28 protein-coding genes are annotated in these 25,999 nt (G+C 72.6%); 19 read left to right on the forward strand and 9 right to left on the reverse strand.

Annotated elements, in window-relative coordinates:
• Positions 1-32: 32 nt before the first annotated feature.
• The 5 genes from OHB04_RS10755 (at position 33) to OHB04_RS10775 (ending at position 5,606) form a co-directional block, all read left to right on the forward strand.
• The gene (locus OHB04_RS10755) at positions 33-839 is read left to right on the forward strand and encodes an ABC transporter ATP-binding protein (protein ID WP_326687443.1); all 807 of its coding nucleotides are present in this window, start codon (positions 33-35) and stop codon (positions 837-839) included.
• Positions 836-2,227, forward strand: a complete 1,392-nt coding sequence (locus OHB04_RS10760; RefSeq protein ID WP_326687444.1) for a phage holin family protein — start codon at positions 836-838, stop codon at positions 2,225-2,227. Before OHB04_RS10755 ends, OHB04_RS10760 begins: the two co-directional genes overlap by 4 nt.
• Positions 2,224-2,802 (forward strand): hypothetical protein, encoded by a 579-nt coding sequence (locus tag OHB04_RS10765; RefSeq protein WP_326687445.1) that lies wholly within the window; start codon positions 2,224-2,226, stop codon positions 2,800-2,802. The genes OHB04_RS10760 and OHB04_RS10765 overlap by 4 nt, the downstream gene beginning before the upstream one ends.
• Before the next feature lie 188 nt (positions 2,803-2,990).
• Complete coding sequence (argF, locus tag OHB04_RS10770; RefSeq protein ID WP_326807356.1) at positions 2,991-4,001, forward strand: ornithine carbamoyltransferase; 1,011 nt, start codon at positions 2,991-2,993, stop codon at positions 3,999-4,001.
• A 159-nt stretch (positions 4,002-4,160) separates the two neighbouring features.
• Entirely contained in the window at positions 4,161-5,606 is a 1,446-nt protein-coding gene (locus OHB04_RS10775; RefSeq protein WP_326807357.1) for an amino acid permease, read from the forward strand.
• Here the strand turns inward: OHB04_RS10775 and OHB04_RS10780 are convergent.
• The 4 genes from OHB04_RS10780 to OHB04_RS10795 form a co-directional block, all read right to left on the reverse strand.
• Positions 5,584-6,192, reverse strand: coding sequence for an ATP-binding protein (locus OHB04_RS10780; protein WP_326807358.1), 609 nt, complete (start codon positions 6,190-6,192; stop codon positions 5,584-5,586). The two genes, OHB04_RS10775 and OHB04_RS10780, sit on opposite strands and share 23 nt — an antisense overlap.
• Before the next feature lie 31 nt (positions 6,193-6,223).
• Positions 6,224-7,603 carry a glutamate decarboxylase gene (locus OHB04_RS10785; RefSeq protein WP_326807359.1) on the reverse strand — a complete coding sequence of 460 codons (1,380 nt, stop codon included), beginning with the start codon at positions 7,601-7,603 and terminating at the stop codon, positions 6,224-6,226.
• A gap of 179 nt (positions 7,604-7,782) precedes the next feature.
• Positions 7,783-9,003, reverse strand: a complete 1,221-nt coding sequence (locus tag OHB04_RS10790; protein ID WP_326807360.1) for a DUF5954 family protein — start codon at positions 9,001-9,003, stop codon at positions 7,783-7,785.
• Positions 9,004-9,265: 262 nt separating this feature from the next.
• Positions 9,266-10,141 (reverse strand): hypothetical protein, encoded by an 876-nt coding sequence (locus OHB04_RS10795; RefSeq protein ID WP_326807361.1) that lies wholly within the window; start codon positions 10,139-10,141, stop codon positions 9,266-9,268.
• Between the two features lie 265 nt (positions 10,142-10,406).
• On the opposite strand from OHB04_RS10795, the gene OHB04_RS10800 reads away from it, so the two are divergent.
• Both OHB04_RS10800 and OHB04_RS10805 read left to right on the forward strand, forming a co-directional pair.
• Entirely contained in the window at positions 10,407-10,892 is a 486-nt protein-coding gene (locus OHB04_RS10800; protein ID WP_326807362.1) for a GNAT family N-acetyltransferase, read from the forward strand.
• A gap of 61 nt (positions 10,893-10,953) precedes the next feature.
• Positions 10,954-11,397 (forward strand): hypothetical protein, encoded by a 444-nt coding sequence (locus OHB04_RS10805; RefSeq protein ID WP_326687453.1) that lies wholly within the window; start codon positions 10,954-10,956, stop codon positions 11,395-11,397.
• 311 nt (positions 11,398-11,708) lie between these two features.
• Here the strand turns inward: OHB04_RS10805 and OHB04_RS10810 are convergent, their stop codons facing one another.
• From OHB04_RS10810 to OHB04_RS10820, 3 genes are all read right to left on the reverse strand, one after another.
• Positions 11,709-12,251 (reverse strand): hypothetical protein, encoded by a 543-nt coding sequence (locus OHB04_RS10810; RefSeq protein ID WP_326687454.1) that lies wholly within the window; start codon positions 12,249-12,251, stop codon positions 11,709-11,711.
• A gap of 475 nt (positions 12,252-12,726) precedes the next feature.
• Complete coding sequence (locus OHB04_RS10815) at positions 12,727-13,899, reverse strand: helix-turn-helix domain-containing protein (protein WP_326807363.1); 1,173 nt, start codon at positions 13,897-13,899, stop codon at positions 12,727-12,729.
• Between the two features lie 423 nt (positions 13,900-14,322).
• Entirely contained in the window at positions 14,323-14,913 is a 591-nt protein-coding gene (locus OHB04_RS10820) for a CGNR zinc finger domain-containing protein (protein WP_326687457.1), read from the reverse strand.
• A gap of 156 nt (positions 14,914-15,069) precedes the next feature.
• Between OHB04_RS10820 and OHB04_RS10825 the strand changes: the two genes are divergently transcribed.
• The gene (locus OHB04_RS10825) at positions 15,070-16,026 is read left to right on the forward strand and encodes an alpha/beta fold hydrolase (RefSeq protein ID WP_326807364.1); all 957 of its coding nucleotides are present in this window, start codon (positions 15,070-15,072) and stop codon (positions 16,024-16,026) included.
• On the opposite strand, the gene OHB04_RS10830 is transcribed toward OHB04_RS10825, so the two are convergent.
• Positions 15,986-16,810, reverse strand: coding sequence for a VanZ family protein (locus OHB04_RS10830; protein ID WP_326807365.1), 825 nt, complete (start codon positions 16,808-16,810; stop codon positions 15,986-15,988). The genes OHB04_RS10825 and OHB04_RS10830 overlap by 41 nt on opposite strands.
• 361 nt (positions 16,811-17,171) lie before the next feature.
• Between OHB04_RS10830 and OHB04_RS10835 the strand changes: the two genes are divergently transcribed.
• Complete coding sequence (locus OHB04_RS10835) at positions 17,172-18,059, forward strand: endo alpha-1,4 polygalactosaminidase (RefSeq protein WP_326687460.1); 888 nt, start codon at positions 17,172-17,174, stop codon at positions 18,057-18,059.
• Between the two features lie 99 nt (positions 18,060-18,158).
• Here OHB04_RS10835 and OHB04_RS10840 read toward each other — a convergent pair whose 3' ends face one another.
• A complete protein-coding gene (locus OHB04_RS10840; protein WP_326687461.1) occupies positions 18,159-18,905 on the reverse strand; it encodes an IclR family transcriptional regulator in 747 nt (248 codons plus the stop codon).
• 135 nt (positions 18,906-19,040) lie between these two features.
• Between OHB04_RS10840 and OHB04_RS10845 the strand changes: the two genes are divergently transcribed.
• The 10 genes from OHB04_RS10845 to OHB04_RS10890 all read left to right on the forward strand — a co-directional run bounded on the left by OHB04_RS10845 (position 19,041) and on the right by OHB04_RS10890 (position 25,996).
• Positions 19,041-20,183 carry an amidohydrolase/deacetylase family metallohydrolase gene (locus tag OHB04_RS10845; RefSeq protein WP_326687462.1) on the forward strand — a complete coding sequence of 381 codons (1,143 nt, stop codon included), beginning with the start codon at positions 19,041-19,043 and terminating at the stop codon, positions 20,181-20,183.
• Entirely contained in the window at positions 20,180-20,632 is a 453-nt protein-coding gene (locus OHB04_RS10850) for a hypothetical protein (protein WP_326687463.1), read from the forward strand. Before OHB04_RS10845 ends, OHB04_RS10850 begins: the two co-directional genes overlap by 4 nt.
• Positions 20,629-20,994: an SFCGS family glycine-rich protein gene (locus OHB04_RS10855; RefSeq protein ID WP_326687464.1), complete on the forward strand. Its 366-nt coding sequence runs from the start codon at positions 20,629-20,631 to the stop codon at positions 20,992-20,994. The genes OHB04_RS10850 and OHB04_RS10855 overlap by 4 nt, the downstream gene beginning before the upstream one ends.
• Positions 20,991-21,326, forward strand: a complete 336-nt coding sequence (locus tag OHB04_RS10860) for a DUF4312 family protein (RefSeq protein WP_326687465.1) — start codon at positions 20,991-20,993, stop codon at positions 21,324-21,326. Before OHB04_RS10855 ends, OHB04_RS10860 begins: the two co-directional genes overlap by 4 nt.
• Positions 21,327-21,333: 7 nt before the next feature.
• Complete coding sequence (locus OHB04_RS10865) at positions 21,334-22,125, forward strand: DUF4311 domain-containing protein (RefSeq protein WP_326687466.1); 792 nt, start codon at positions 21,334-21,336, stop codon at positions 22,123-22,125.
• A gap of 16 nt (positions 22,126-22,141) precedes the next feature.
• Positions 22,142-22,858 (forward strand): DUF4310 family protein, encoded by a 717-nt coding sequence (locus OHB04_RS10870; protein WP_326807366.1) that lies wholly within the window; start codon positions 22,142-22,144, stop codon positions 22,856-22,858.
• A 66-nt stretch (positions 22,859-22,924) separates the two neighbouring features.
• Positions 22,925-24,043 (forward strand): DgaE family pyridoxal phosphate-dependent ammonia lyase, encoded by a 1,119-nt coding sequence (locus OHB04_RS10875; RefSeq protein WP_326807367.1) that lies wholly within the window; start codon positions 22,925-22,927, stop codon positions 24,041-24,043.
• Between the two features lie 68 nt (positions 24,044-24,111).
• Entirely contained in the window at positions 24,112-24,387 is a 276-nt protein-coding gene (locus OHB04_RS10880) for an HPr family phosphocarrier protein (RefSeq protein ID WP_326807368.1), read from the forward strand.
• The gene (locus OHB04_RS10885; RefSeq protein WP_326807369.1) at positions 24,384-25,109 is read left to right on the forward strand and encodes a bifunctional 4-hydroxy-2-oxoglutarate aldolase/2-dehydro-3-deoxy-phosphogluconate aldolase; all 726 of its coding nucleotides are present in this window, start codon (positions 24,384-24,386) and stop codon (positions 25,107-25,109) included. The genes OHB04_RS10880 and OHB04_RS10885 overlap by 4 nt, the downstream gene beginning before the upstream one ends.
• 26 nt (positions 25,110-25,135) lie before the next feature.
• Positions 25,136-25,996 (forward strand): PP2C family protein-serine/threonine phosphatase, encoded by an 861-nt coding sequence (locus OHB04_RS10890; RefSeq protein WP_326687471.1) that lies wholly within the window; start codon positions 25,136-25,138, stop codon positions 25,994-25,996.
• Positions 25,997-25,999 lie beyond the last annotated feature (3 nt).

The raw sequence follows: 25,999 nt of genomic DNA on the forward strand, positions 1-25,999 counted from the left end.
CACGCCGCTGAACCGATCCGAGGAGAGTCCAAGTGATCACCGCGACAAGCGCGGCCGACCTCGCCCCGACGACCTACGCCTTCGAGGTCGAAGCCCGGGACCTGCGGGTCCGGGCCGGGCGGACGACAGCCGTCGACGGAATGGACCTGTCCCTGGGCACCGGTGTGCACGGGTTGCTTGGGCCCAACGGCGCCGGGAAGACGACCCTCATCAGGGCGCTGGCCACCGTGCTGGCCCCCTCCGGCGGGACGCTCGAACTGCTCGGGACCCCCTCGGGCGCTTACGGTCCGCAGCGCGAGGTGCGCCGCAGGGTCGGCTACCTGCCGCAGGACTTCGGGTACTACCGGCGCTTCACCGTGCGGGAGTTCGTCGAGTACATGGCGTGGCTCAAGGAGGTGCCGCGCGCGGAGGTACCGGGCGCGGTGCAGCGCGCCGTCGAGCGGGTGGGGCTCGCGGACCGGGCCGACGACCGTCTCAAGACGCTGTCCGGCGGCATGGTGCGGCGGGCCGGGATCGCGCAGGCGATCGTCAACGACCCGCGCCTCGTCCTGCTCGACGAACCGACCGTCGGCCTCGACCCGGCGCAGCGCCTGCGCTTCCGTGAACTGCTCCAGGAGATGGGCACGGAGAGCTGCGTGGTCGTCTCCACGCACCTCGTCGAGGACGTCGCCGCCGCCTGCACGGACGTGATCTTGATGAACAGCGGGAAGCTGGTCTTCCAGGGCACCCCGGACAAGCTCGCCGCCGCGGGCCAGGGAGGGGCAGCCGGGGACAGCCCCATCGAGCGCGGCTACACCGCGCTGCTCTCGGGCGTCCCGGCGGAGCGGGGGACCTGGTGAACGGGCGCGTCCTCCGTATCGAACTGCGCCGCTCGGCGGCCCCGTGGGCGGCCCTGCTGACGCTGCTGGTGGGCCTGGCCTTCCTGCTGCTGCTGACCGGGCCCTGGGTCCATGGCAGCGTCGCGTGGACGCGGCAGTGGACCTCCGACGCCTGGTGGGAGCGCCATCTGATGTCCTTCCTGTGGCCGCTGGCGGTGGGCGCCGGGGCGCTGCACGGGCTGCGGGACCGCCGCTCGGGCACCCTCGAACTGCTGGCCACCACGCCCCGCCCCGCCCGGCACCGGGCGGGGGTCTCCGCCGGTGCCACGGCGCTGGGCCTCGTCCTGGCGTATCTGGCGCTGTTCGCCGTCGGCGCCGTACAGGTCGTCGCGGGCGGCGGCTGGACGCACGCCGGCTGGGTGCCGATCCTGGCGGTCGGCGCACTCGCCCTGCCCGCCGGCGCCGTGCTGGGCATCGGTGTGGGCCGCGCTCTCCCCTCCCCGCTGACGCCGCCCGCGCTGGTGGTGGCGACACTGGTGGGCTGCGTTCTCGCGGCGACGTCCGCCGAACCCGCCTCCAACGGTTCCGGCGTCCTGCCGCACCGGGTGGCGCTGCTCTTCCCGTCGCTGCCTCAGCTGCGGAGTGTCTTCGAGACCGTCGCGGGCCGGGCCAGTGCGGGCCAGGCCGTGTGGCTGACGGGGCTGGCCGTCACCGGGCTGTGGCTGGCCGCTGCCACGGCCCGGCGGGCCCGGCTGCTGGCCCTGGCGCCCGCCGCGTTGGCCGCCGCCGTCGCGCTTCCGCTGCTGCCGTCGGACGCGTCGCGCACCTACGTCGAGGACGCGAGCGCCGTCGAGCCGGTCTGCCAGGGGCAGGTGTGCGTGAGCCGGGTGCAGGAAAAGCAGCTCGACACCCTCGCGGGGCCGTCGCGGGAGGCCCTGCGGCTGCTCGCGGCGAAGCTGCCCGATCTGCCCGGACGGCCGGACAAGGTACGCGAGTACACGAAGACATGGCCGCCCGTCACAGCCGCGGAGCGCAAGCCGGACAGGCTGCAACTGGGCTACGACGACCGGTCGTTCGACGGCGTCAAGGGCAAGGAGCTGACGCGGTCACTGCTCGCGGGGGCCGGTACGCCCCCCTGCCCCGACGACCCGGACGGCGGGGAGGGAGCCTGGACCCGGGACGTGGCGGCGCGTACGGCCACGGCCGCCTGGTTCCTCGGCGAGGTGAAGCCGCTGCCCGGCAGCTTGAGGATCGACGCCAAGGCGCTGCCCGCGGCGCGAGACACCCTCCGGGAGCTGCGGGCGCTGCCCGAGACCGAGCAGCGCGAGCGGATCACGGCTTTCCGCAGCGCTTCCCGGAGCTGCGAGGGCGACCTGCTGAACACGCTGCGCGGCGGGGGTGAGCGATGAGGTGGCTGGCCCTGTACGCCCGCTCCCGTCAGGTGCCGGTCTCCGTCCTCGCGGCCCTGCTGGCGGCGGCGGCCGTGGGCGCGTGCGCTCTCGCGGCGGCCGACGGCGGACCGCTGGACCCCCGCTTCGGCGTGCTGCTGCCCGGCGTCGTGGTGGCCGGGACCGCGAGGGGTCTGACCGGCCAGGACCCGGAACTGGACCGTACGGCCACGCTGCGCTGGGCTCCCCGGCGGGCCGCGCACGTGCTGCTGATCGCCGCGCTGGGAACCGCTGTTCTCGCTGCCGCGCGCGCCGGGTCCCAAGGGCCCGTCGCCGTCGGGGCGGCGTTCCGGGACGCGACGGGCCTGGCCGGGCTCGCCGCGGTCGGCGCGGCGCTCGGCGAGGGGCGCTTCGCGTGGGCGCTGCCGCTGGCCTGGACGGCGGTGGCCCTGTCGGTGCCACCGGGTGACGGGACGCCGGCACAGGTGCTGGCGTGGATGCTCCAGCCGCCGTCGACCACGGCCGCGACGTGCACGTCCCTCGTCCTGGCCTGCGCGGGGACCGCGGCGTACGCGCTGGGCGTACGGCGCCGCTGACCGGTCCGCGGGAGGTGTTCGGGGCGGCGCTACGCTGCCGTACCGGGACCGGGGGCCATCACGGCACTGCCCGGCCGACGGCGGCGCCGCCCGGCCACTCCTTGCATAGTGATTCGCGGCTCCGTATACAATTCCAGGCCAGGACAGGAGCAGGAACCGTCCACGCAGCGAGCTAGGAGCCGACAGACATGGCAGCAGACCTGAAGGGCCGCCACTTTCTCAAGGAGCTGGACTTCACCCCCGAGGAGTTCCGCGGCCTGATCTCGCTCGCGGCCGAGCTGAAGGCCGAGAAGCGCGCGGGCACCGAGCGGCAGCGACTGGCGGGCCGCAACATCGCGCTGATCTTCGAGAAGTCCTCGACCCGCACCCGCTGCTCCTTCGAGGTGGCCGCCGCCGACCAGGGCGCCCACACCACCTACCTCGACCCCGCCGGCTCCCACATAGGACTCAAGGAGTCGGCCAAGGACACCGCGCGGGTGCTCGGGCGGATGTATGAGGGCATCCAGTACCGGGGCAGCGGCCAGGAGATCGCCGAGGAGCTGGCGGAGCACGCCGGGGTGCCGGTCTTCAACGGCCTGACCGACGAGTGGCACCCCACCCAGATGCTGGCCGACGTGCTGACCATGACCGAGCACGCGCCAGGCGGACCCGCGACGCCGCTGGAGGAGATCTCGTACGCCTACCTCGGCGACGCCCGCTACAACATGGGCAACTCCTACCTGGTCACCGGCGCGCTGCTGGGCATGGACGTGCGCATCGTCGCCCCCCGCTCGCTGTGGCCCGAGAAATGGATCATCGCCCGGGCGCACGAGCTGGCCGAGCGGACCGGCGCCCGGATCACGCTGACCGAGCAGGTCGAGGAGGGCGTGCGCGGCGCCGACTTCGTGGCGACCGACGTATGGGTCTCCATGGGCGAGCCCAAGGACGTGTGGGAGGAGCGCATCAAGCTGCTGCGCCCGTACGCGGTGACGATGGACGTGCTGCGCGCGACGGGCAAGCCGGACGTGCGCTTCCTGCACTGTCTGCCCGCCTTCCACGACCTGGGCACGATCGTGGGCCGGGAGATCTACGACGAGCACGGGCTGACCTCGCTGGAGGTCAGCGACGAGGTCTTCGAGTCGGCGCACTCGGTGGTCTTCGACGAGGCGGAGAACCGGCTGCACACCATCAAGGCCGTCCTGGTCGCGACACTGGGCTGAGGCCGAGCGGGTGCCGTGTGTGCATAGTCATACGCATATATGCGGATGCATGCATAAACGGCGGTACGATGGAGGAAGCCTCGAAGGGTCCGGGCGGCAGCAGCCCGGACCCTTTCTTTGCGCCCACCCCACACCCCCGCACCACCCTGGAATCCCTCCATGCCCCGCTCCGGCCTGCGCGTCAAGTCCCCCGATCTCCTGGTGGCCGAGTCCGGCGCCGACCGTGAGGGCCACGGCCTCCGGCGCACCATCGGTCCCTTCCAGCTCGTCTGCTTCGGCATCGGGGCGATCGTCGGCACCGGCATCTTCGTCGGCCTGTCCGACACCGTGGCCGAGGCGGGGCCCGCGGTCATCGTCTCGTTCATCCTGGCGACGCTGACCTGCGTGTTCACCGCCTTCTCCTTCGCGGAGCTGGGCGGCGCCATCCCCGTGTCCGGCAGCTCGTACTCCTACGCCTACGCCACCCTCGGCGAGCGCGCCGCCTTCCTCGTCGGCTGGTGCCTGCTGCTGGAGTACGGCGTCTCGGTCTCGGCGGTCTCCATCGGCTGGGGGCAGTACCTCAACGAACTGCTGGAGAACACCGTCGGCTGGCACATCCCGGCGGCCCTCGCCGACGCACCCGGCCACGGCGGCGTCGTCAACGTGCCGGCCGTGATCGTGATGCTGCTCGCCGCCGCCTTGCTGGTGCGGGGCGTACGGGAGAGCGCGCGGGCCACGGCTGCCATGGCCGTCATCAAGGTCGGCATCCTCGTGCTGTTCTGCGCGATCGCCTTCACCGCCTACGACGCGGGCAACCTCTCCCCCTTCGCGCCCGAGGGCATCGGCGGGATCGGCGCTGGCGCATCACTGGCGTTCTTCTCCTTCATCGGCTTCGACGCCATCTCGACCGCCGGCGAAGAGGTCAAGAACCCGCGCAAGAACATCCCCCTCGCCATCTTGATCACCATCGGCTGTGTCGCGCTGCTCTACTGCCTGGTGTCGGTCGCGGCACTGGGGTCGATGCCCTGGGAGCAGATCGGCGGCAAGCCCGCGGCGCTCTCGCTGATCGTCAACCACGCCACCGGATCCACCTTCGGCTCCTCCGTCATCGCCGTGGGCGCCGTGGTGGCCATCGCCTCGGTGGTGCTGGCCGTGATGTACGGGCAGACGCGGATCCTGATGTCGATGTCGCGGGACGGGCTGGTGCCACAGGTGTTCGAGCGCGTCTCGCCGAAGACCTCGACCCCGGTCGCGAACACCTGGATCGTCAGCCTCGTCTTCGCCGTACCGGCCGCCGTGGTGCCGCTGGACGTGGTGCTGGACATGACGGTGATCGGAACGCTGGCGGTCATGGCCGTGGTCAACATCTGCGTGATCGCCCTGCGCCGCTCCCGCCCAGGTCTCCAGCGCCGGTTCCGGGTGCCTCTCTACCCGGTGGCACCGCTGCTGGGCGTGGCCTTCAGCCTGTATCTGATGTACGGGCTGCCGCTGGTCACCTGGCTCCAGTTCGGGGTCTTCCTGGTGATCGGGGCGCTGGTGTACGCGCTCTACGGGCGCCGCCGCTCGCGGCTGGCAGCCGCCGGCGAGCACGCGCCGGAGCCGGTCACTCCTCGGGCCCGAGGGTGAACCAGACCGTCTTGCCCTCGCTGGTGGTCGTGCTGCCGCACGAGGCGCTGAGGCTGCGGATCAGCAGCAGCCCGCGTCCGTCCTCGGCCACGTTCTCCGGGCGGAGCGAGTCCGGGGCCCCGGCCGGCTGCCCGGAGTGCCCGGCCCCCTCGGAGTGCCCGGCTCCCCCGGGGTTCCCGGCTCCCCCGGCCGCCCCGTGATGCCCGGCTTCGGCTTCCCAGGCCTCCTCGTAACGCTCGGCCTCCCGGGCTCCCGCGTCCTCTTCGTGCGGCGGAGGCACCGGGGCCTCCTCGGGGGTCTCCGCCGGCAGGCCCGAGACGGGGCGCGGATCGCGGTCGCGGACCTCGACCAGCAGACCGTCACCCTTCTCGGCGACCGTCAGTGACACGGTGGCGTCGTCGGACGTGTGCTCGACGGCGTTGGTGACCAGCTCGCAGACCAGCAGTTCGGCGGTCTCCCGGTCGACGTGCGAGCGCAGCTCGTTCAGCGCGGTACGTACGACGGCACGTGCGATGGGCGCCGCAGGCGGTGAGTGCGGCAGCTCGATGTGCCAGGAAGTGTTATTCGCTGCGCGCGCTGCGTCCATGGCCGCTGTCCGTTCAGTGGTGGCTGTCCGTTCAGTGGTGAAAGGCGCTCTGGGTACCGGGGCCGGTCTCGCCCTTGGCCAGGCGGTCGACGCAGCTCTCGATGTCCCGGGCCAGCAGCGTCAGCTTGTCGTAGCCGATGCCGTGCCGCACGAGGACGCGCTGGATGACGGTTCCGTCCCGGTCGGCGGGCAGCGGGTAGGCGGGGACCTGCCAGCCGCGCCGCCCGAGCTGGTCGGTCAGCTCGTAGAGGGTGAACCCGGCGGCTCCCGGGTCCTTCAGCGTCCAGGAGACCGCCGGCAGCGCGCCCCGGCCGTCGTAGACCAGGCGGAACGGCTCCATTCGGACGACCCGCTCCCCCAGGGCCCGCGCCGAGAGCGCGGCGGCCTCGTAGATCTTGCGGTAGCCCTCGCGGCCGTAGCGCAGCAGGGAGTAGTACTGCGCGACGACCTGACCGCCGGGCCGGGAGAAGTTCAGGGCGAAGGTGGGCATGTCGCCGCCGAGGTAGTCGACCCGGAAGATCAGCTCCTCCGGCAGGTGCTCAGCGGTGCGCCACACCGCCCAGCCGACGCCCAATGGCGCCATTCCGTACTTGTGGCCCGAGGCGTTGATGGAGACGACACGCTCGACGGCGAAGTCCCAGACCAGGGAGGGCTGGAGAAAGGGCGCGACGAATCCGCCGCTGGCCGCGTCCACATGCACGGGAATGTCCAGCCCCGTGTCGCTGTGCAGCGCGTCGAGTTCCGCCGCGATTTCCTGCACCGGTTCGTAGTCACAGGTGAAGGTGACGCCGAGAATGGCGACGACCCCGATGGTGTTCTCGTCGACGTATTCCCGCAACTGGTGCGGGCGCAGCCCCGTCGCGCCCTCTTCCAGCGGGATCTGACGCAGTTCCACGTCGAAATAGCGGGCGAATTTCTCCCAGCACACCTGCACCGGTCCGCAGACGAGATTGGGGCGGCCTGCCGGTTTCCCAGCCGCCGCACGGGCCGCGCGCCAGCGGAACTTGAGCGCGAGCCCGCACAGCATGGCGGCCTCGCTGGAGCCCGTGGTGGAGCAGCCCATCGTGGCGGCACCCTCCGGGGAGTGCCACAGGTCGGCGAGGATGTGGACGCAGCGGGACTCGATCTCGGCCGTCTGCGGGTACTCGTCCTTGTCGACCAGATTCTTCGGCAGGCACTCGTCCATGAGGTCATGCACCTCGGCTTCCGCCCAGGTGGTGCAGAACGTGGCGAGGTTCTGCGCCGAGTTGCCGTCGAGGGCCAGTTCGTCGTGAATGAGGGCGCGCACGGCCCTGGGTGAAGACTGCTCCTCGGGGATGCGGTGTTTGGCGAGCCGCTTTTCGCTGATCGGCATGGAGTAGAAGTCGTCGAACTGCTCCGAGTGCGCGGCGGACACCGAATGTACGGCCATTTTCCGTCCTGTTCTGAGCGGAATTCTGCGGCGGTGCTGCCGTCACCCTAGGAGCCCTCGAGGGCCCGGCTTTCCAGGCGCGGGGCGCCGATCGGGTGAGGACGGCCGCACCACGCAGGGCCGCGCGCGCCGGCGTGACGTCCGCGTCCGTGCAGGGGGGCCGGGACGTCACGCCGGAGCTAGGGAGCGTTGCCCCCGGAGCCCTCGGAACCCTCGGAAGGGCTCTCGGGAAGCCCCTCGAGGGGATCCTCGGGAAGGCTCTCCATGGCGTCCGGACGGCCCCTGCGGGCCAGCTCCTCGCGGGTCAGCCGGTCCAGGTCCGCCATTCGGGCCTGGAACTCGGGGTCGTCCTCCCCCTCGTCCGCCGCTGAGTTCTCGCCGTCCTCGCCATCCTCGCCGTTCTCGCCCAGGAGCCCCCGGGCACGCAGCCGCTCGTCCTGGACGCCGGAGGGCGGCTCGGGGTCGAAGTCCGAGGGACGGGGCGGCTCGGGGCCGTCGGGGCCGATACGGATGAGACGCTCGACGCGTACGAGCCTCAGATGGCGCCCCGAGAAGCGCAGCTCCACGCCGCGCTCCTCGTCGAGCAGGTCGGCGGCCTCCTTGTAGGCGGCGCGGGTGGCCTCGTCCAGGCCGCGCATCGCCGGCTGGAGGACGCGCAGGCTCATGGTGAGCGCGTCACGGGCGGTCTGCGGGCTGGTGCCGTCACCGGTCTCGGGCCGCCAGGCGCCGTGCTCCTCCTCCGCGAACAAGAAGGCGGGCGGCAGCAGGACGCCGCCCGGGTGGGCGGCGGCGGCGCGCTTCGCGTCGGCACGGACGGCTTCGCCGTCGCCCTCCCTGTGGGCCAGCGCGAGCAGTTCGGTCTTGAAGAGGGCTTCGGAGAGCCCGGTGGGGACGGCCGTGTCGAGGACGAACCCTTCGGTACGGTCGGGCAGTTCGTGCGCGGCACCGGGGCGCGCCGGGTCGGGGTCCGAGGGGCGGGGCGGCTCGGGCCCGTCGGGGCCCATGCGGAGGAAGTTCTCGGCGCGCACGACGCGGTGGCGCTCACCGAGGACGGTCAGCTCGTCGAGGACCTCCCAGTCCAGGCGCTCGGCGGCACCCAGGAAGGCGTCCCGCGCCGTCTCGTCCCCCGCCTCGTCCGCCTGGTGGGCGCGCTGCCGGAAATGGGAGCCCATCCCGTCCCGCGCGCTTTGCGGGGTGGGCGAGCCGAAGTACCGGTGCAGCCGCCAGCCGCCCTGCTCCAGCTCCTGGGCCACGCCGAAGACGGGGCTGTATCCCACGAGCACGGGGTAGCGCCCCCGCGCCTGCCACGCTTCCTCGTCCGCCATCGCGGCGACCGGCTCCTCCGTGGGCGCCACCCTGATCGCCCGGTACGCCGGCACGTCGTCACTGTCGCCATGCATCCCGCAAGTATGCGCCCGACTACCGTGCGTTCGGGGGGAGTTGGGATTTCCCGCCCGCAGGAGGAGGGGGCGGACACATGTGCGCTCAGGGGGTGGCCCGCGCGGGGATGCGGCCTCGCGTGCGGGTGCGGGTGCGGCCTCGTACGTGGAGGCCGGTCTCGTGGTCGCGCGGACGGCGCCTCCGGGGGGCTCGGGTGGGGGCTCCGACACGCGGAGGGCCACCCACCCCGTCGACCCGCCCAGACACTTCCAACTCACAGCATCAGAACGCACGCTGGTGGTCCTCCAGCATGACGTTGAGACGTTCGCGGAGCAGCGTGCGGCCGAGATCGTCGTAAGCGCGGGCCCACAAGGGGTGGAGTGCCGGGAGGCGCTGTGCGTCCTCGTGGTAGGCGGCGGTGAGTCCCAGAAGAGCGCTCGCCGGACAGCCCGCATCGAGGATCCGGGAGGCGTCGGCCAGGATGGTGTCCGTCTCCCCGGTGAAGGAGGGGTACTCGTCGGCGAAGGCGTCGGCCGGTGCGAGAACGCCGATACCGGTGCCGGACGGGTCGGGTTCGTGGCGCCAGCCGGCCGGAGGCGCGAGATCGAGGGGGACCTCCACGTCACCGCCGGCGGGGTTGACCCCGTACTCCGGGGTGGGGTGGATGCCGAGTTCGGCGGACAGGTGTGCCACCTGGGAGCGGCGGTCCTCTCCTCCGCCGCGCAGGGCGAGGGAGAGCAGAAAGGCGAGGCCGTCCAGGGTGCTCCGGCCGATGACGCCCGGATCCTTGTGGCCGAAGGAGGCAACGGGATGGTCGGTGCGCCCGAGTTCCGGCGCGGGGACCACCCATCCGACGCAGGTGCCGTTGCCCAGGTCCGCGAAGGGCAGGAGTTCCGGTACGGACATGAACGGTATGTGGTGCCGACGGAACACTTCCCCCGCGTAGCAGTACTCCCACCCCTGGGGCGCGAGTGGTACCTCGCACAGGTCGAACGGGAAGGCGGGGCTGGTCTGCACGCGGAGAGCGTCGTACAGGCCCTCCTCGTACAGGTCCGTCGCGAGGAACCCCTCCTCCCAGGCGATGTCGATCACCTTGGCGAGTGCGGGTGGAGTGGGGAACGGGAACAGGTCGTCGATCCAGCGTGGTCGTGCCGTCATGGCGGAGAGTGTCGCAGCCACGTCCGACAGCCGGAGACGCCCGGAAACCACGTCGCTCGGCCCACCGCAGCGTGGTCGAACTGGAACGTGACGTCCGAGGCTGGATCAACGAGTGGAACAAGGCCCCCGAGCCGTCGCTGGACCAAGACAGCCGACGAGATCATTGAGAGCCGCACCGCCCACTGCCGACGAACCCACGACTCAGGACACTGGGCACTGCGGCCCCCGTAAGGGTCCCAAGGATCTGCGGTCCTATACTTCGGGGATGAACGACACCACGGTCGAGGAGGCCGTCACCATCAGGCGGGCGGTCGCCGGGGACGCCGGGCGTCTCACCGAGCTCGTCCAGGAATCCGGCGCCTACCGGGGCCGGTACGCGTCGATCATCAGCGGTTACGCGGTCACGCCGGACTATCTCGCCCGCCACGAGGTCCACGTCGCCGTCGGCCCGGACGGCGGGACGCTCGGCTTCTACGCCCTGGTGCTGGATCCGCCCGAGCTGGACCTCGCCTTCGTCGACGACGCGGCGCAGGGACTCGGCGTGGGGCGGCAGCTGATCGCGCACATGAAGGAGACGGCGGCCAAGGCGGGACTGCGCGAGGTCCGGGTCGTGGCGCATCCCCCGGCCGAGCCCTTCTACCTGCGCACGGGCGCCCGCCGCACGGGCACCGTCCCGCCCATGCCGCCCAAGGTCCCCTGGGCGCGTCCGGAACTGTGCTTCGAGGTGACCCCGAGGGTCCCGGCGGCCTGAATCTCCGCACTTCCGGGAAGAGCAGGGGAAGCCGGAGAGACCACAGAGGCGGAGGACGAGCATGCGCGTGAGGCTCCTGCGGGCCGTGGGCGTGGCGACAGCCGCGTACGGACTCGCCGTCACAGCCAGGCCCGAACTGCTGGCCCGGCCCTCCGGACTGGTGGACGAGGAGGGCCGGACAGCACCGGACACCCGTACGTCGCTGCGCCCGCTGGCCTGGCGCGATGCCGCGTCGGGGCTCGCCCTGGCACTCGCGCCCGAGGGCCCCGCGCTGCGGACGGCGGCGTGGCTGCGCCTGGCCGCCGACTTCGGGGACGCCGCCCTGCTCGCCGCGACCCTCCCCCGCCCCGCCCGGTCACGGGCCGTCGCCCTCTCCGTCGCCTGGGGCGCCGTGTCCGTCGCCGGACTGTACGGAAGCGGGCGGTGCGAGCGCGGGCCGCGCAGGGGGCTAAATAGCGACGGGCCGCAGCAGGCGTCGATGATGCGTCAGAGGTCGGTGTCGTGATGTCGGAGTCCTCTTCGCCGACGGGCTCCTGCGCTCGCGGGCGAGGACGTACGGGCCCGCCAGGGCGACGGCGGCCCCGTCCGGCGAGCGGTGCCGCTCCTCCTGGAGGTGCCGGGATGGCGGGTCGTGGGCGTAGGGCGGCAGGCCGGTCGGCACCGGTCCGAGCGCGGGCGGTACGGGGACGGTGAGCTGGCGGGCCGCACGGCGGCGCGCCGGGCACCAGGCCCGCCGTGCGGGCTCCCCCCCCCAGATGCCCAGGCAGGCCACCAGGTCGAGCACGAGGCACGCGCCGCTCCGGCCCCGAGCCCGCGTCACAGCTCCACCGGCGGACGCCGGGCCGCCACCAGTTCCAAAGCGGCGCACAACTGCGCCTCCAGTTGGACGGGCAGGTCGTCGGGGTCCACCTCGTAGCGCGCGTTCCCGGCGTGGGCGCCGGCCTGTTGGCGCAGGGTCCGCGCGTACCGGTCGCGGAGCTGGGCGGCCGAGTGGCAGCTCACGGCGAGGTCGGCCAGCACGCGGGCTCGGGCCTCCTTGTGCGTGGTCTTCCACACGGCGCGCAGGAACTCCGACCGGTGAGCGGCACCGGTGCCACCGTCCGAAAGCGCGCGGGCCAGCACGCGCAGAAGAGCACGGTGCGGGTCGTAGTGGCGCACCGTCCTGGCCGCCTCCTGCCGCCAGGCGGGGCCGGAGGCGGGGGTGCAGGCGCAGCGGCCGGTGATGACGACCCACGCATCAGCCTTGGGCTGCGGGTCCTCACGGCCGGAGACACGCGGGGCCTTCCCGCAGGCCGGGCACCGTCCGGTCTCGGCCCGCGCTTTCCGAACGATGCGGGCGACAGCCGGGTCAGGTGCCATTGCGGTCGCACCCCTCGCAGCGGGGGCAGGTGCACGGGGGGAAAACATCGGCCGCTCCAGCGGCTCGGGCGGGCCCCGCTCGTCCTCGACCACGATCCGTGTCCGGCTCCAGGTGCGGCCCTCGTCCCGGGAAACGCGGATCGTCATGCTGCTCACGGCGCCGCCCTCAACCCGGGCCCGGCGGTGACCCCGTCCCGAGAGGCCTGCGACTCGCGGATCTCGCGCGGGGCCGACGGGGCGGGTGTTCGCCATGTACGCGCTCGCTCGGGGTGCCCTCTTCGCGTTCTCCGTCGGCTGGGTCATCGCTGCGTCCTCGGTCGGCAGTTGGTGATGCCGCCACCGGGCGCACAGAACCCCCGGCAGCCTCATCAGTGATCGTCTACTCACTGAACGTAGCGACGCCGGGGGTTCGATTGCTATGACACTTTCCCCGGGGCCGGACGGGAAGTGCCAACAGGGTTTAGAGCATGGGGAGTTACAGTGCGACGCCGACCGCGTCGGCCAGGGACCGCATATCCGGGGTCAACGTACGCCGGTGCTCGACCACGTCACCCATCACATCCCGCGCGGACCGCTGCTCGACCAGCCATTCCGGCGCCTGCGTGCGGACCTCGGACAGCACCTCGACGGCCTCCCCGTACTGCCGCATCATCGTGTGCGCCCGCGCCACATCCAGACGGTGGCGGTGGAACTCGGTGCTCGTCGACTGCCCTGTCTCCTTCAGCTGGTCCGCGACCTTCAGCACTTCGTCCGGACGGTCGAGCACGATGCCGCGCTCAGCCTTCTTGTAGGCGACGGTCACGGGACCCCACGTCGCCAGACGGCTCTCGCCACGTGGAAGCTCGTGACCGGTCATCACCGCGACCGAGCGGGCAAGGCGCATGGCGTCCTCGGCCTCGCCCTTGCGATTGTCCCGGAGACTCGCGGCCGACACCTGAAGCAGCAGCCACCCCCAGGCGGCCAGGTCCTCCGGAGTCGCACGCGAGACCCGGGGTTCCATGTCATCGGCCCAGCGTGTAGCCATTTGCCTGGCCTCCTCCAGCCGTCCTTGCCGCACGAGGAGCCACGTCCACGTTGTCATGATCGATGCCGCCCGTAGCCTGTCCGCCGAGGCGTCCAGCGCGCGCGTCAGCGCGGTCTCCGCCGCATCGAACTGGCGGGCCTGAGTGAGCACGCTTCCGGCGATCTGGAGGATGTGGGCACGCAGCGAGCGCGCTTCGGTATCGCCTTCGAGGGCATCCGCGTCGCGGAGGAGTGGTGCCAGCAGCTCCGAAACGTCGTGGAGTTGGTTGGCGAAGTAGGCCGCGCGCAGGGCGGGCAGAGTGGCGAGAGCGCCAGCCAGGCTAGGTTCTTCTTCCGGCTGCACTGCCGGGTGCTCGATGGCCTCTTGGAGAGGGCGCCAGGGCGCGGCCACCGGTTTGACGGCAACGTCGTCGCGCTGGATCAGGCGGGACGTGGGCACGCGTAGGGCCCGGGCCAGGCGGTGCGCGCTCTCCAGTCGTGTGTCCCGGATCTCTCCCTGTTCAAGCTTGCGGATCAGCGAGAGGGAGATGCCGGATGCCGCCGCCAACTCGCGCTGACTCAGGCCGCGGCGTTTGCGAACATCACGCAGACGAGTACCGATGTGGGTGTCAGAGCGCTCGTGCATACCGGACTCCGTTCTGAACTCGACACTCAGAACGGTACGCCTCCCGGCTCCAGGGCGGCGACGACGCGGCGCCTACTCCCCTGGGAGCAGGCGCCGTTGACGTGCGCACATACGGGCGTTCGATCTTCTCCAAACCACGCCGACAACTCGCAAGCCCCGACCGACGGCCTCGCGGGCGCGCCCCCGGCGGACGAGGCCGGTACCGCACCGACGCCACCGTTGTGGTCCTGCTCGCCCACGGCTGACGAGCCGAGGCCGGCCAGCTGAGACAGGCATCCGACAGCCGCTCGGGCCCGGCGCCGCCGAGCGCCGGGCTCTCCCACGGGCCGCGCAGGGGCGACGCACGTCACGGAGCGGGCGCGGCACGGAGCGGGGCGCGTCACAGAGCGGCGCGCGTCGCGGACCGGGGGCGGTGGGGGCGGGTCAGCCGGCCGTAGCGCTCTGGCCGGCGCCGCCTCGGGCCGCCTTGAGGTTGGCCTTCTTCACCTTGTTTCCGCACGTCGCCATGGAGCACCAGCGCCGTCGGCCGCCGCGGCTGGTGTCCACGAAGAGCCCTCCGCAGGTGTGCTGCTCACAGCTCTTGATCACACCCTCACCAGGGCCGCCGAGGGTCGCGACGGCGTCCACGGCGACGACGGCGAGCGCGGCCCGCGCGGGGTCGCCGTCCGGGAGGTGCCAGCGCGCCTGCCCCCCGCTGAGGACGAGCCGCGCGCGGTGGCGCGCGGCCCAGCGGTTGAGCACTTCCTCGTCCGCCGCCTCCGGCACACCGCCGGAGGCGAGGGCGGTACCGGCCCGGTGGATGGCCTCGCGCAGGGTGCGCGCGTCCCGCAGGTGCGTCTCGGAGACCGGCATGTCCGCGCCGCCGAGCCCGTTGACGGTGAGCCATGCGCGCAGCTGTTCGGGGGTGGCGATCCGCTCCACCGGGTCGGCGCGCCGCTCCCCGAGGGTGGCGACGAAGCGGAACGCGAGGATCTCGTTGCCGAGCCGGAAGCCTTCAGCAGATGAACCGGTCATGGTGGTTCACCTTAGCCGCTCACCCCTGGGAAGGCCAGCGCTTGACGCGAGCCGATGCGAACCCTCTTAATAGGTTCCTGCGAACCGTTTCAAACGGTTCCGGATCTCTCGAGGGCGGGCCCACGCCCCGCCCCCACGCAGGTAAGGAGAACGCGCATGACCGAGACCACCACCGCACAGCCCCTGACCGGCTTCGGCACCGTGAGCGGAGCCCCAGGACTCCCGGACGGCTTCGCGGACGTCTTCGAGAGCACCCTCGTCCGCGTCGGCGATGTGGCCCTGCACACCGTGCAGGGCGGAGCCGGACAGCCCCTCCTCCTCGTCGGCGGCTGGCCGCAGAACTGGTACGTGTGGCGCCATGTCATGCCGCGCCTGGCGGAGCACTTCCGCGTCGTCGCGGTCGACCCACGCGGCGTCGGGCGGTCCGACAAGCCGCGCGGGGGATACGACACCGGCACCGTGGCGGCCGAACTCGTCGCCCTCATGCGGACGCTCGGCCACGAACGCTTCGCGCTGGCCGGGCACGACGTCGGCATGTGGATCGGCTACGCCCTCGCCGCCGACCACGGCGACGCGGTCGCACGCCTCGCCCTGCTCGACGCCACGATTCCCGGGCTCGCGCCCGACCTCCCCGTCTTCGGCCCCGAGGCGCAGAACGACGCGCTGTGGCACTTCTCCTTCAACCGCAAGCGCACCGTGAACGAACAGCTCGTGCGGGGCCGCGAGCACCTCTACTTCGGCGACCAGTTCCGCAACAAGGCCGCACAGCCACTGCCGGAGTCCGCGGTCGGCTTCTACATCGAAACCCTCGCGCGCGACCCCGAAGCGCTGCGTGCCAGCTTCGACTACTACCGGGCCACCGACGAGAACATCGCGCAGAACAACCGGCGCAAGGAGCAGCCGCTGGCCATGCCGGTCCTCGGCGTCGCGGGGGACCGAGGCCAGGGCACGCGCCTCGGCGCCCTCCTCGGCCCGGTCACCGAGCGGCTGGAGACCGCCGTCCTGCCCGAGTGCGGTCACTACGTTCCCGAAGAGCGCCCCGAGGCCCTCCTCGACCGGCTCCTCCCCTTCCTCAAGGCCGGGGATCGGACCTGGGGCGGTGGACCCTGCTGAGGCGGCGGCCCAGGAGGAGGTAGCCGAGAAGGGCGCCGGTGGCGTTGAGGATGACGTCGTCGATGTCGAAGGCGCGACCGGTCACCCAGAGGCCCTGGACCGTCTCCACCAGCAGCATCACCAGCGCGGCGCACAGGGTGACGCGGAGGACGCCACGGACCTGCGGCGCCAGCACCGGCAACAGCACGCCGAAGGGGACGCCGAGCACGATGTTCCCGCCGAGCTGCTGGGCGGCCTGGCGCAGCGCGGGCTGGTCCAGGTATCCGCGGATGGAGTCACCGGGGCGCAGATTGGTGTGGGTGAGGCGCTCGGCCGCCGCCGAGGGCTCCAGCGTCACCCGGGAGAGGAGGGCGGCGAACAGCACCAGCGCCGCGAAGGCCACCACCGTCGCCAGTACCCGGGCCACCAGCCGTCCGGGGCCAGGGCTCCGACGGGCCTCGGGGGCCGGGCGGCGCGGGCCCTTCTTGGCGGAGGACGCGGCGGGCGGGGTCCTTCCGGTGGAGCGGGCGGCCCCGGCGGGCTTGCGCCCCGTGTGCGGCCTGCTCCTCGCGGCCGGTCTCTTCTCCGTGGACGGAGCGTTCCCCGTGGCTGGACTTTTCCCCGCGGACGGCTTCTTCCCCGCGGACGGCTTCTTCTCCCTGGACGGCTTCTTCTCCGTGGACGGGCTCTTCCCCGCGGACGGGCTCTTCCCCGTGGCCCGCTTGGCGCCCGTGGCCCGCTTGGTGTCCGCGGCCCGCTTGGTGTCCACGGCCGGCCCGATCCCCATCGTTGACCTGATCCCCATCGTTGACCTCCAGCTCGGTGACGGGCGCGGTGCGCTCAGCGCGAGGCCCGCACGGCGCGTACGGTCCTGCCGCCTCGCGGGGCCAAGGCCGTGCGGAGATGACGGCTCAGCCGGCGGACCGGCCACAGGCGCCGGACCGGGCGCCGCTCAGAGCTTCGGCCCGCGCCCATGGTGCTCACTCCCCTTGCGAGGACGGATGGCTGAGAGGACGGCTGCGCATCTTCGCGGGACGGGGTGCCCCTCCTCGCGTCCCGCAACCCCACCGGTTTCCGGGATCGGCCCGCCCTTCACGGGACCTCCACGAACCGGTCATGGCATTCCCGACTGCGGCCGGTGTGCCCGGTGTTGTTAGGGTTCGCTCGTGAGTACGAAGATCGGGGCGCCTTTTCCTGCCTCCCACCGCCCCCGGCGTCCCGTCAGCGCGTCCCGCGCCCTCCTCGTATGCGCCACGCTCGGCGCACTCGGCGCGCTCGTGACGGGCTGCGCCACCTCCGATCCCTCGCCCAGGGACCCCGGCGACCGGCCCGGCAAGGTGCGCGCCCCCGACGCGGACACCCCCTTCGACTACCAGCTCGGCGGCGCCTATTCGCCGCCGCGCGGCGTCCGTGCCGTCTCGCGCGACCGGCGTGCGAAGCCCGCGCCCGGGCTCTACAACGTCTGTTACGTCAACGCTTTCCAGACCCAGCCCGGCAAGGCCATCGGCTGGTGGAAGCGGCACCACTCCGAGCTGCTCCTCAAGAAGGACGGCGAACTGGTCGTCGACCGGGACTGGGACGAGCCGCTGCTGGACATCTCGACCCCGGCCAGGCGCGAGGCGCTGATGAAGGTCGTCGGGCCGTGGATCGACGGCTGTGCGAAGGCGGGCTTCGACGCGGTCGAGCCGGACAACCTCGACTCCTACGAGCGCTCCGAAGGCGAGCTGACCACCAAGGACGCGGTCGCCTTCGCTCAACTGCTGGCCGAGCGCGCCCACGGGCGGCACCTGGCGATCGCCCAGAAGAACACGACGGACCTGCTCCCGCACCACTCCCGTATCGGCTTCGACTTCGCCGTCGTCGAGGAGTGCGCGCACTACAAGGAGTGCGGGGACTACGCGAAGGCGTACGACGGCAGGCTCTTCGACATCGAGTACGTGCGCGAGGACTTCACGGGCGCGTGCCGCCGCTACGGCGACGACCTGTCGGTGACGCTGCGCGACCGCGATGTGCTCCCGGCGGGCGAGCGGGGACACGTGGCCAAGCGCTGCTGAGCGCCCGGCGCAGGGCCGCCCCGCAAACCGGGACGCAGCCCGGACGCAAGCCCGGACACAGCCCCCGCCACAGCCGCGGGTGCAGCCCGACACGCGCCCTCACAGCCGCCGGGAGACCTCCTTCGCCGCCTGGCACACCGCCGGGGCGAAGCCCGGCAGTTGGTCGCGGGTGACGAGGAAGACCAGCGAGGACACGGAGACGGCGCCCATCGGGTAGCCCTCCGCGTCCAGCACGGGCGCGGCCAGGGAGCACACGGCCTCGTCCGCTTCCTCGTACTCGGCGGCGTAGCCGTTCTTGCGCACGAGGTCCAACTCGGCCTGGAGCCGGTCACGGTCGGTGATCGTGTGCGGGGTGCGCGCGGGAAGGCCCGCGCGGTCGAGGAGGTTCTCGGCCTCCGCCTCGGGCAGATGGGCGAGCAGCACCTTGCCGGCCGCGCTCGCGTGCAGCGGCAGCGGGGCGCCGACCTCGGTGGCGATGCGGTACGCGTGGCCGGGGTCGACCTTGTGGGTGTAGGTCGCGTGGTCGCCGCTGAGGACGGCCAGGTGCACGGCCTGGCCGAGCCGCTGCTGGAGGGCGCGCAGGACGGCGTCGATGCCGACCGTGTCGTCGGAGAAGACCTGGGCGGCCAGCGCGCGCAGTTGGAACCCCACCCCGTAGCGGCCCTCGCCGTCGGCGACCGCGTACCCCTCCTCGATCAAGGTGGCCAGGATGCGGTGGGTGCTGGCCTTGGACACTCCCGCGTACTCGGCGATCTCCTTCAGGCGGTGCGGGAGTTCGGGGCGAGCGACCGCCTGGAGCACGCGCAGCGCCTTGGCGACCGAATTCACCGACTTCTCGCGATCCATTGACCCTCCGTACGGCATCCGGTTAGTTTGCCAGCGATCCGCTCTCCGGAACGTCAATCTATCCTACGGAACGGTTGGCGCGACTCGGCAGACGCATCGTGCCCTTTTCCCCGCGCCCGCGAAAGGCGGTCGTGCATGTACGAACTCCTCCTGAGCGGCGGCCTGCTGGCAGATCCGGAGCGCGGCACCCTCCGGGCCGGGGACCTCGCCGTCCACGACGGAAGGATCGCGGCGACCGGCGCCCCCGGCTCCCTCACCGCCCGCGAAGTCCTCGACGTCGACGGCCTGTTGGTGGCCCCGGGCCTGATCGACCTGCACACCCACGTCTTCCCCGGCCGCACCGGGCTCGGGGTGACCGCCGATTCCGTCGGGGTCGAGCAGGGCGTCACCACCGTGGTGGACGCGGGCAGCTGCGGCAGCGACGCGTGGCCGCACTTCCGCGCCGAGGTGAGCGCACCGGCCCGCACGCGGGTGCTGAACTGGCTGAACGTCTCCCGGCACGGCCTGGTCCACGGGCACAGTGAACTCGCGGGCGGCGCACGGGACCTCGACACCGCCGCCACCGACGCGCTGTTGCGCGAGGAGCACTCCGCCGTGCGCGGGCTCAAGGTGCGCATGAGCCGCTCCGTGCTCGGTGACAGCGGGCTCGCCCCGCTGCGCACCGCCAAGGAGCTGGCCGGCGCGCACGGCCTGCCCGTCATGGTGCACGTCGGCAACGAACCGCCGGCCCTCGCCGAGGTGCTGGACCTGCTCGGCGAGGGGGACGTGGTCACCCACGCCTTCCACGGCAAGCCGGGCGGCCTCTTCGGCGCCGGGCCCGAGCCGCTGCCCCAGGCCTGGGCGGCACTGGAGCGCGGCGTTCGCCTCGATGTGGGGCACGGCAGCGCCAGCTTCTCCTTCCGCACCGCGCGCCGCGCCCTGGCCGCCGGGATCCGGCCGTTCACGTGCAGCACCGACCTGCACTGCCGCAACACGGACGGCCCCGTGCACTCGCTGACCGACACCCTCGGCAAGCTGCTCGCGCTCGGCATGCCCCTCATGGAGGTGCTGGCCTGCGCCACGGTGCGCGCCGCCGAAGTCCTCGGCCTCGCGGGCGAGCTGGGCACCCTGCGCCCCGGCTCGGCCGCCGACCTGAGCCTCTTGCGGCTGCGCGAGGGCGCTGTGACCTTCACCGACGCGGAGGGCGAGCGCTGCGAGGGCAGCCGCTCGCTGGTCCCGTACGCGGCCGTGCGCGCGGGCCGTCACCACCCCCCGACCTCCCGGGAGGCGGGGGTATGACCGACCTGACCGGGCGGCTCGCCGCGCTGACCGAGCGGCTGGCCGAGGCCGTCGCCGGCAGCTCGGCGCCCATGGAGGCCGCCGACCGCACCGAGCTCGCCGAGCTGCTGCCGCTGATCCAGCGGCACGCCGACGAGCAGGGGCTGCGTATGGACGACGAGCGGCTGCTGGCCGTCGCCGTGCACGCGCTGGCCTTCGTGCGGCGCGTACGGGACGGCGAACACCTGGAGCCGCTCGGCGCCCAGCTCTACGACGAGGTCCCGGCGGACCGCCGGGCCGCGGCCCGGCGGCTCGTCGACGCCTACTGCGCACCGCGCGGATTCGCCGCGCACGACAGCGAGGTCCTGCTGTTCGCGCTGCACTTCGAGGTCGCACACGCACACGCGCACAACAACGGGCCGGCGCGTACCGCACACACAGACACGAGAAGCGAGGGAGCGGAACAATGATCGTGAAGATCGTGATCGGGCACCGGCTGGGCAAGGGACAGGCCGTCGCCGACGGCGTACGCGCGGCGGGCGCCGAGCCCGTGCTGATACCCGGTCCCGGCGCCGACATGAAGGTCGGCGATGTGATGGCGGCGGAGAACGCGGCGCTCGGCATCTCCTTCTGCGGCAGCGGCGGCGCGGGCGCCGTGACGGCCAAGGCGAAGTACGGCCACGACATCGAGTTCGGCATGCGCACCCCGCAGGCCGGGGTCACCGCCGTCCAGCAGGGCCGCACCGTCCTCGGCTTCGGCTTCCTCGACACCGAGGAGCTGGGCTACGCGGTCACCGAGGCGCTGCTGAAGAAGCTGGGAGAGACCGCATGAAGCACACCCGGCACGTGCTGCGGCTCAGCGGCTCGGGGCCCAGCCGGCACAAGGCGTTCGCCGACGCCATGGCCAAGGTGCAGAAGACGGCGGGCGAGAAGACCACCGGCGTGTGCTTCCGCGTCGAACCGGTGGACCTGGAAGTGGTCGAGGCCGTCGAACACCGGTGGACGGAACGCTTCTTGGGGCTGCTGTTCGCCCGCAGCCGCTCCCGCTTCTCGCTCACCTTGAAGATCGAGGTGCGGGTGGCGTCGCTGGACCTGGACGCGCTCGAATTCTCCGTGCGCGAGGAGCGGCTCAGCCCGCTCCAGCACGCGCTCCACATGAGGTGAGGCGGCCATGAACGAGACCGTCACCATCTTGCTGGAGTCGATCGTCATCGGCGCGCTCATCGGCTTCGGGGCCTCGGCGGGCGTGGCCCGGATGTTCCACGCCCCCAAGGTGCAGGGCATGGGCGCCTTCCGCACCCTCGGCGAGCTGAACGCCTGCGAGAACGACCCGATCGCACACTTCTCCTTCGGCTTCGGCTTCTTCTTCAACGCCTGGGCCAGCACGGTCGGCGCGGGCGCGCTGACCGGCGACGTGGACCACCGCATCGTGCCGCACTGGGCGGCGGCGCTGTCGATGGCCAAGAACCGCAACCTGGCGGAGACGCTCCACAACCCGCGCCGCATGGCCTTCTGCGGCGCCGGGGTCGGCATCGTGCTGATCTCCGTGCTGAACACCACGGCCGCCTCGATCCCGCACTCCCTCCAGAAGGTCGCCGCCGACGTCCTGGGCCCCGCCTCCGAGTGGCTGATCAACCCCGTGATGCCGATCATCTTCTGGATGGCGGCCGTCGACGCCGGACGCCGTACCGGCGGCTGGGGCACGGTGCTGGGTGGCCTCGCGCACGTGGTGATGGGCAACGCCGTGCCGGGCATCGTGCTCGGCATCGTCGTCGGCAAGGGGCTGGACGACCTGGGCTGGACCCGGCTCACCAGGACGCTCGTGGGGGCCGTCACCGCGCTCTTCGTCGTCAGCGCCTTCCTGCGCGGCGTGGACCTCCAGCTCCTGGAACAGATGAAGGTCCACGCGCCGCACTGGCTGAGCCAGTTCCACGAGACCACCGGCACCACCCCCACGGACTGAGAGGCGGGGCAGACGCATGACACACGCGGAAACAAACGCCGCGGCAGCGGCTCCCGGCCCCGAACGGGCCTCGAAGACGAAGGTGCCGGGCGAGGGAAGCTTCTGGCTGTCCGAGTGGGCGTTCCCGGTCTTCGTCGCCACCCTGGCGGCCGGAATCTTCGCCGGAACACACCTCTATTACGTCTACCAGACCGGCGCCTTCAACGAGGTGGCCGTGGTCGCGCTCCTCAAGGCCGGTATGAACGGCGGCAGTTACGGGGCGGCAGCCGCCTTCGGCGCGGGCTTCCTCTTCGCCCGGATCATCGAGGGTCCGATGGTCGGCATCCTCGACATCGGCGGCTCCCTCCAGACCGGCGTCGGCATCGGCATCCCCGCGATGCTGCTGGCGGGCGGCGTCACGGCCCCGCTGGAGCACTTCTGGCTGGCCCTGCCGACCGGCGCCCTGATCGGCTTCGCCATCGGCTGCCTGATCCTGGGCATCCGCCGCGCCACCATCAACTCCCCCGAGAGCACCTCGACGTTCGGCGCCGACGTGATGATGGGCGCGGGCAACTCCGCGGGCCGCTACCTGGGCCCGCTCGTCATCATCGCCGCCGCCACCGCCTCCATCCCCGTCGGCCTCGGCTCCATCATCGGCGCGATCCTCTTCTACTGGTGGAAGAAGCCGCTGACCGGCGGCGCCATCCTCGGCGCGATGCTCTTCGGGGTCTTCTTCCCCATCGCCGGCAAGTGAGCGCCCTCCCCCTCATCGGCAGGTGAGCGCCACCCCCGGGTGCGCACCCCCTTCGCGAAAGGCACCATGAGCACTCTCTACGAAGAGCTGGGCCTACCCCCGGCCCTCAACGCCAACGGGAAGATGACCGCACTCGGCGGCAGCAGGCTCAGCGACGAGGTCGTGGCCGCCATGGGCGAGGCCGCGCGCAGCCACGTCGTCATGGACGACCTGCTGCGCGCCGCCGGACACGAACTGGCCGCAGCCGCCGGCACCCAGGACGCCTGCCCCACCACCGGCGCCGCCGCCGGTATCGCGCTGGCGGTCGCCGCACTGATCGCGGGCGAGGACCTGGCCCGTATCGAACGCCTGCCCGACCCCGGGGACCGGCCGCACGAGGTGATCCTGCAAAAGGGCCACGCCGTCCACTTCGGCGCGCCCGTACGGCAGATGATCGCGCTCGGCGGCGGCTCCCCCGTCGAGGTGGGCGCGGCGAACAAGGTGCGCCGCGAGCACGTCGCCCAGGCGATCGGGGAGCGCACGGCGGCGCTGCTGTACGTCCAGTCGCACCACGCTGTGCACAAGGGCATGCTGCCGCTGGCCGAGCTGGTGGCCCTCGGCCGCGAGCACGGCATCCCGGTGATCGTGGACGCGGCGGCCGAGGAGGACCTGCGGGCCTGGCCCGCCACCGGCGCCGACCTGGTGATCTACAGCGGCGGCAAGGCCATCGGCGGCCCCACCTCCGGCATGGTCTGCGGCTCCGCACCGCTGATCGCCGCCTGCCGCGCCCAGTACGCGGGCATCGGCAGGCCGATGAAGGTCGGCAAGGAGACGGTGCTGGGGCTGGTGCGCGCCGTTCGCCAGCACGCGGCGGCGAGCGGGTCCGCCACCGGGCACGACGGCCACCGCGACCGGATGACCCGCCTGGCCGCGCGCCTGGCGGCGCTTCCCGGTGTCACGGCGCGCGTCGTGCGCGACGAGGCGGGGCGCGACATCCACCGCGCCGAGCTGACCGTCGACCCCGCGGGCGCGGGCCGGGACGCGGCGCGCCTGGCGGCCGAGCTGTCCGCCGGCAGCCCGCCGGTCTTCCTGCGCGACCACCAGGCGAACACCGGCCGCCTGGCCGTCGATCCCAGGTCCCTGACCCGGGAGGAGGAGGAACTGGTGGTACGGCGCCTGACCGAACTGCTCGGCTCTCCCGCCTGATCCGCGTACCTCGCACCTGATATCTCGCAGCAACCCCCTTCCGCACCGACGCATTGGAGAACTCGCACGTGGCTACGGTGGAACGACGGCTCAAGGTCACCGAGGAGGCGGGGCTGCACGCCCGCCCGGCGGCGGCCTTCGCACAGGCGGCGGCAGGCGTGGCGGCGGAGGTGACCGTCGCTCGCGCCGACGCGGCCTCCCAGGAGGCGCACGTACCGGCCCGCAGCGTGCTGTCCGTGCTGACGCTCAACATCCGCTACGGCGACGAGATCGTGCTGCGCGCCACCGGGGACGACGCCGAAAGCGCCCTGGAAGCCCTCGCCCGGATAGCGGCCCCCGCGTGAGCGCCCGCGCCGAGAAGGCCCCGGCGCCGGACCCCGACCTCGGCGGCACCACCGGCCCTGACAGCACCACCGAGCTCGGCACCACCACCGACCTCGGCAGCACCGCGCACCTGACGCCCGGCGTACGGTCCACGCTCACCCGGCTGGAGGCGGCGCGGATCGTGCCGACCGTACGGGCCGCCGACGCCGACGCGGCCGACGAGCTGGCCCGGACCCTGCTGGCGGCGGGCATCAGCACCTTCGAGTTCACCGCGACCACCCCCGGCTGGGAGGAGCTGGTGGAGACGTGGTCGCACCGGGAGCCGACGGCGACGGTCGGGCTCGGCACCGTCACCTCGCCGGGCACGGCCGAGCGCGCGCTGGCGGCGGGCGCCGCGTTCCTCGTCAGCCCCTTCCAGGTGCCCGAGGTGCGCCCGGTCGCCGACCGGGCCGGCCGGCTGTTCGTGGAGGGCGGGCTGACGCCGACCGAGCTGCGGGCCTCGGCCCTGCGCGGGGTCGCCAAACTGTTCCCCGCGCACGTCGGCGGCCTGGCCTATCTGCGGTCGCTGCGCTCGGTGCTGCCGGGCGCCCGGATCATGGCGACCGGCGGAGTCACGCTGGAGAGCGCGGCGGAGTGGCTGGCGGCGGGCGCGTTCACCGTGAGCGTGGGCAGCGACCTGACGGGAGCCGACGACATCCCGGCCGCCGTCGAACGGCTGCGCGAGCAGCTCGCCAGGCGGTAGCGGGCGCCCACACCTACCCTGGTGGCATGGGCCGGCATCGTCACGCGCGGTCGGCGAGCGCCGACGATCTGCTGACGCAGCTCGGCCGGCTCACCGCCAGGGCCCGGGAGGAGATCGAGGTCCAGCGCGCCCGCGTCGAGCTGGCCGAGGCCCTCCAGCGCGGCATGCTGCCCTCCACCTTGCCCACCGCTGACGGACTCCGGGTCGCGGCGCGCTACTCCCCCGCGCGGGACGGGCTGGACATCGGCGGCGACTGGTACGACGGCTTCCGGCTCCCGGACGGGACCCTCGCCTTCAGCATCGGCGACGTACAGGGCCACGACGTGGAGGCCGCCGCCTACATGGGCCAGATCCGCATCGTCCTGCGCGCGGTGGCCGCCACCGGGACCGCCAACCCGGGCCACATCCTGCACACCGCCAACGAACTGCTGCTGGCCATGGACAACCCCCTCTTCGCGACCTGCGGTTTCCTGCGGTTCGACCCGGTGACCTGGCGGCTGGAGGCCGCCCGCGCCGGACACACCGGCTCGGTCTACGCGCGCGCCGACGGCACGAGCGGCATAGTGCAGGACGAGGGTGGTCTGCCGCTGGCCGTCCAGGGCGACGAGCCCTACCCCGTCACCCGCCACCGCCTCACCCAGCCCGGCGCCCTGGCACTGCTGACCGACGGTGTCGTCGAGGGGCCCACATTCGCGCTGGAGGAGGGCCTGGCAGAGGTGGAGCGGGTGCTGCGCGAGGGCGTGCACGAGGAGCCCGACACACTGGCCGACCGGGTCATGGAGGTGGCGGAGAAGACCGGGCACACCGACGACGCCGCCGTCCTGGTGCTCTGCTACGACGGCCCGGAGGCGTGTCACACCGCTGCCCGCCGGGCCGGCGTTGTCTGATGA

Origin of the sequence: Streptomyces sp. NBC_01775 (genome assembly GCF_035917675.1) — a bacterium.
Classification (GTDB): domain Bacteria; phylum Actinomycetota; class Actinomycetes; order Streptomycetales; family Streptomycetaceae; genus Streptomyces.

Coding starts and splice junctions, on each gene's coding strand:
- OHB04_RS10765 (WP_326687445.1), top strand. CDS start 2,224: ATGAGGTGGCTGGCCCTGTACGCCCGCTCCCGTCAGGTGCCGGTCTCC.
- argF (WP_326807356.1), top strand. CDS start 2,991: ATGGCAGCAGACCTGAAGGGCCGCCACTTTCTCAAGGAGCTGGACTTC.
- OHB04_RS10775 (WP_326807357.1), top strand. CDS start 4,161: ATGCCCCGCTCCGGCCTGCGCGTCAAGTCCCCCGATCTCCTGGTGGCC.
- OHB04_RS10780 (WP_326807358.1), bottom strand. CDS start 6,192: ATGGACGCAGCGCGCGCAGCGAATAACACTTCCTGGCACATCGAGCTG.
- OHB04_RS10785 (WP_326807359.1), bottom strand. CDS start 7,603: ATGGCCGTACATTCGGTGTCCGCCGCGCACTCGGAGCAGTTCGACGAC.
- OHB04_RS10790 (WP_326807360.1), bottom strand. CDS start 9,003: ATGCATGGCGACAGTGACGACGTGCCGGCGTACCGGGCGATCAGGGTG.
- OHB04_RS10795 (WP_326807361.1), bottom strand. CDS start 10,141: ATGACGGCACGACCACGCTGGATCGACGACCTGTTCCCGTTCCCCACT.
- OHB04_RS10800 (WP_326807362.1), top strand. CDS start 10,407: ATGAACGACACCACGGTCGAGGAGGCCGTCACCATCAGGCGGGCGGTC.
- OHB04_RS10805 (WP_326687453.1), top strand. CDS start 10,954: ATGCGCGTGAGGCTCCTGCGGGCCGTGGGCGTGGCGACAGCCGCGTAC.
- OHB04_RS10810 (WP_326687454.1), bottom strand. CDS start 12,251: ATGGCACCTGACCCGGCTGTCGCCCGCATCGTTCGGAAAGCGCGGGCC.
- OHB04_RS10815 (WP_326807363.1), bottom strand. CDS start 13,899: ATGCACGAGCGCTCTGACACCCACATCGGTACTCGTCTGCGTGATGTT.
- OHB04_RS10820 (WP_326687457.1), bottom strand. CDS start 14,913: ATGACCGGTTCATCTGCTGAAGGCTTCCGGCTCGGCAACGAGATCCTC.
- OHB04_RS10825 (WP_326807364.1), top strand. CDS start 15,070: ATGACCGAGACCACCACCGCACAGCCCCTGACCGGCTTCGGCACCGTG.
- OHB04_RS10830 (WP_326807365.1), bottom strand. CDS start 16,810: ATGGGGATCAGGTCAACGATGGGGATCGGGCCGGCCGTGGACACCAAG.
- OHB04_RS10840 (WP_326687461.1), bottom strand. CDS start 18,905: ATGGATCGCGAGAAGTCGGTGAATTCGGTCGCCAAGGCGCTGCGCGTG.
- OHB04_RS10845 (WP_326687462.1), top strand. CDS start 19,041: ATGTACGAACTCCTCCTGAGCGGCGGCCTGCTGGCAGATCCGGAGCGC.
- OHB04_RS10850 (WP_326687463.1), top strand. CDS start 20,180: ATGACCGACCTGACCGGGCGGCTCGCCGCGCTGACCGAGCGGCTGGCC.
- OHB04_RS10855 (WP_326687464.1), top strand. CDS start 20,629: ATGATCGTGAAGATCGTGATCGGGCACCGGCTGGGCAAGGGACAGGCC.
- OHB04_RS10860 (WP_326687465.1), top strand. CDS start 20,991: ATGAAGCACACCCGGCACGTGCTGCGGCTCAGCGGCTCGGGGCCCAGC.
- OHB04_RS10865 (WP_326687466.1), top strand. CDS start 21,334: ATGAACGAGACCGTCACCATCTTGCTGGAGTCGATCGTCATCGGCGCG.
- OHB04_RS10870 (WP_326807366.1), top strand. CDS start 22,142: ATGACACACGCGGAAACAAACGCCGCGGCAGCGGCTCCCGGCCCCGAA.
- OHB04_RS10875 (WP_326807367.1), top strand. CDS start 22,925: ATGAGCACTCTCTACGAAGAGCTGGGCCTACCCCCGGCCCTCAACGCC.
- OHB04_RS10890 (WP_326687471.1), top strand. CDS start 25,136: ATGGGCCGGCATCGTCACGCGCGGTCGGCGAGCGCCGACGATCTGCTG.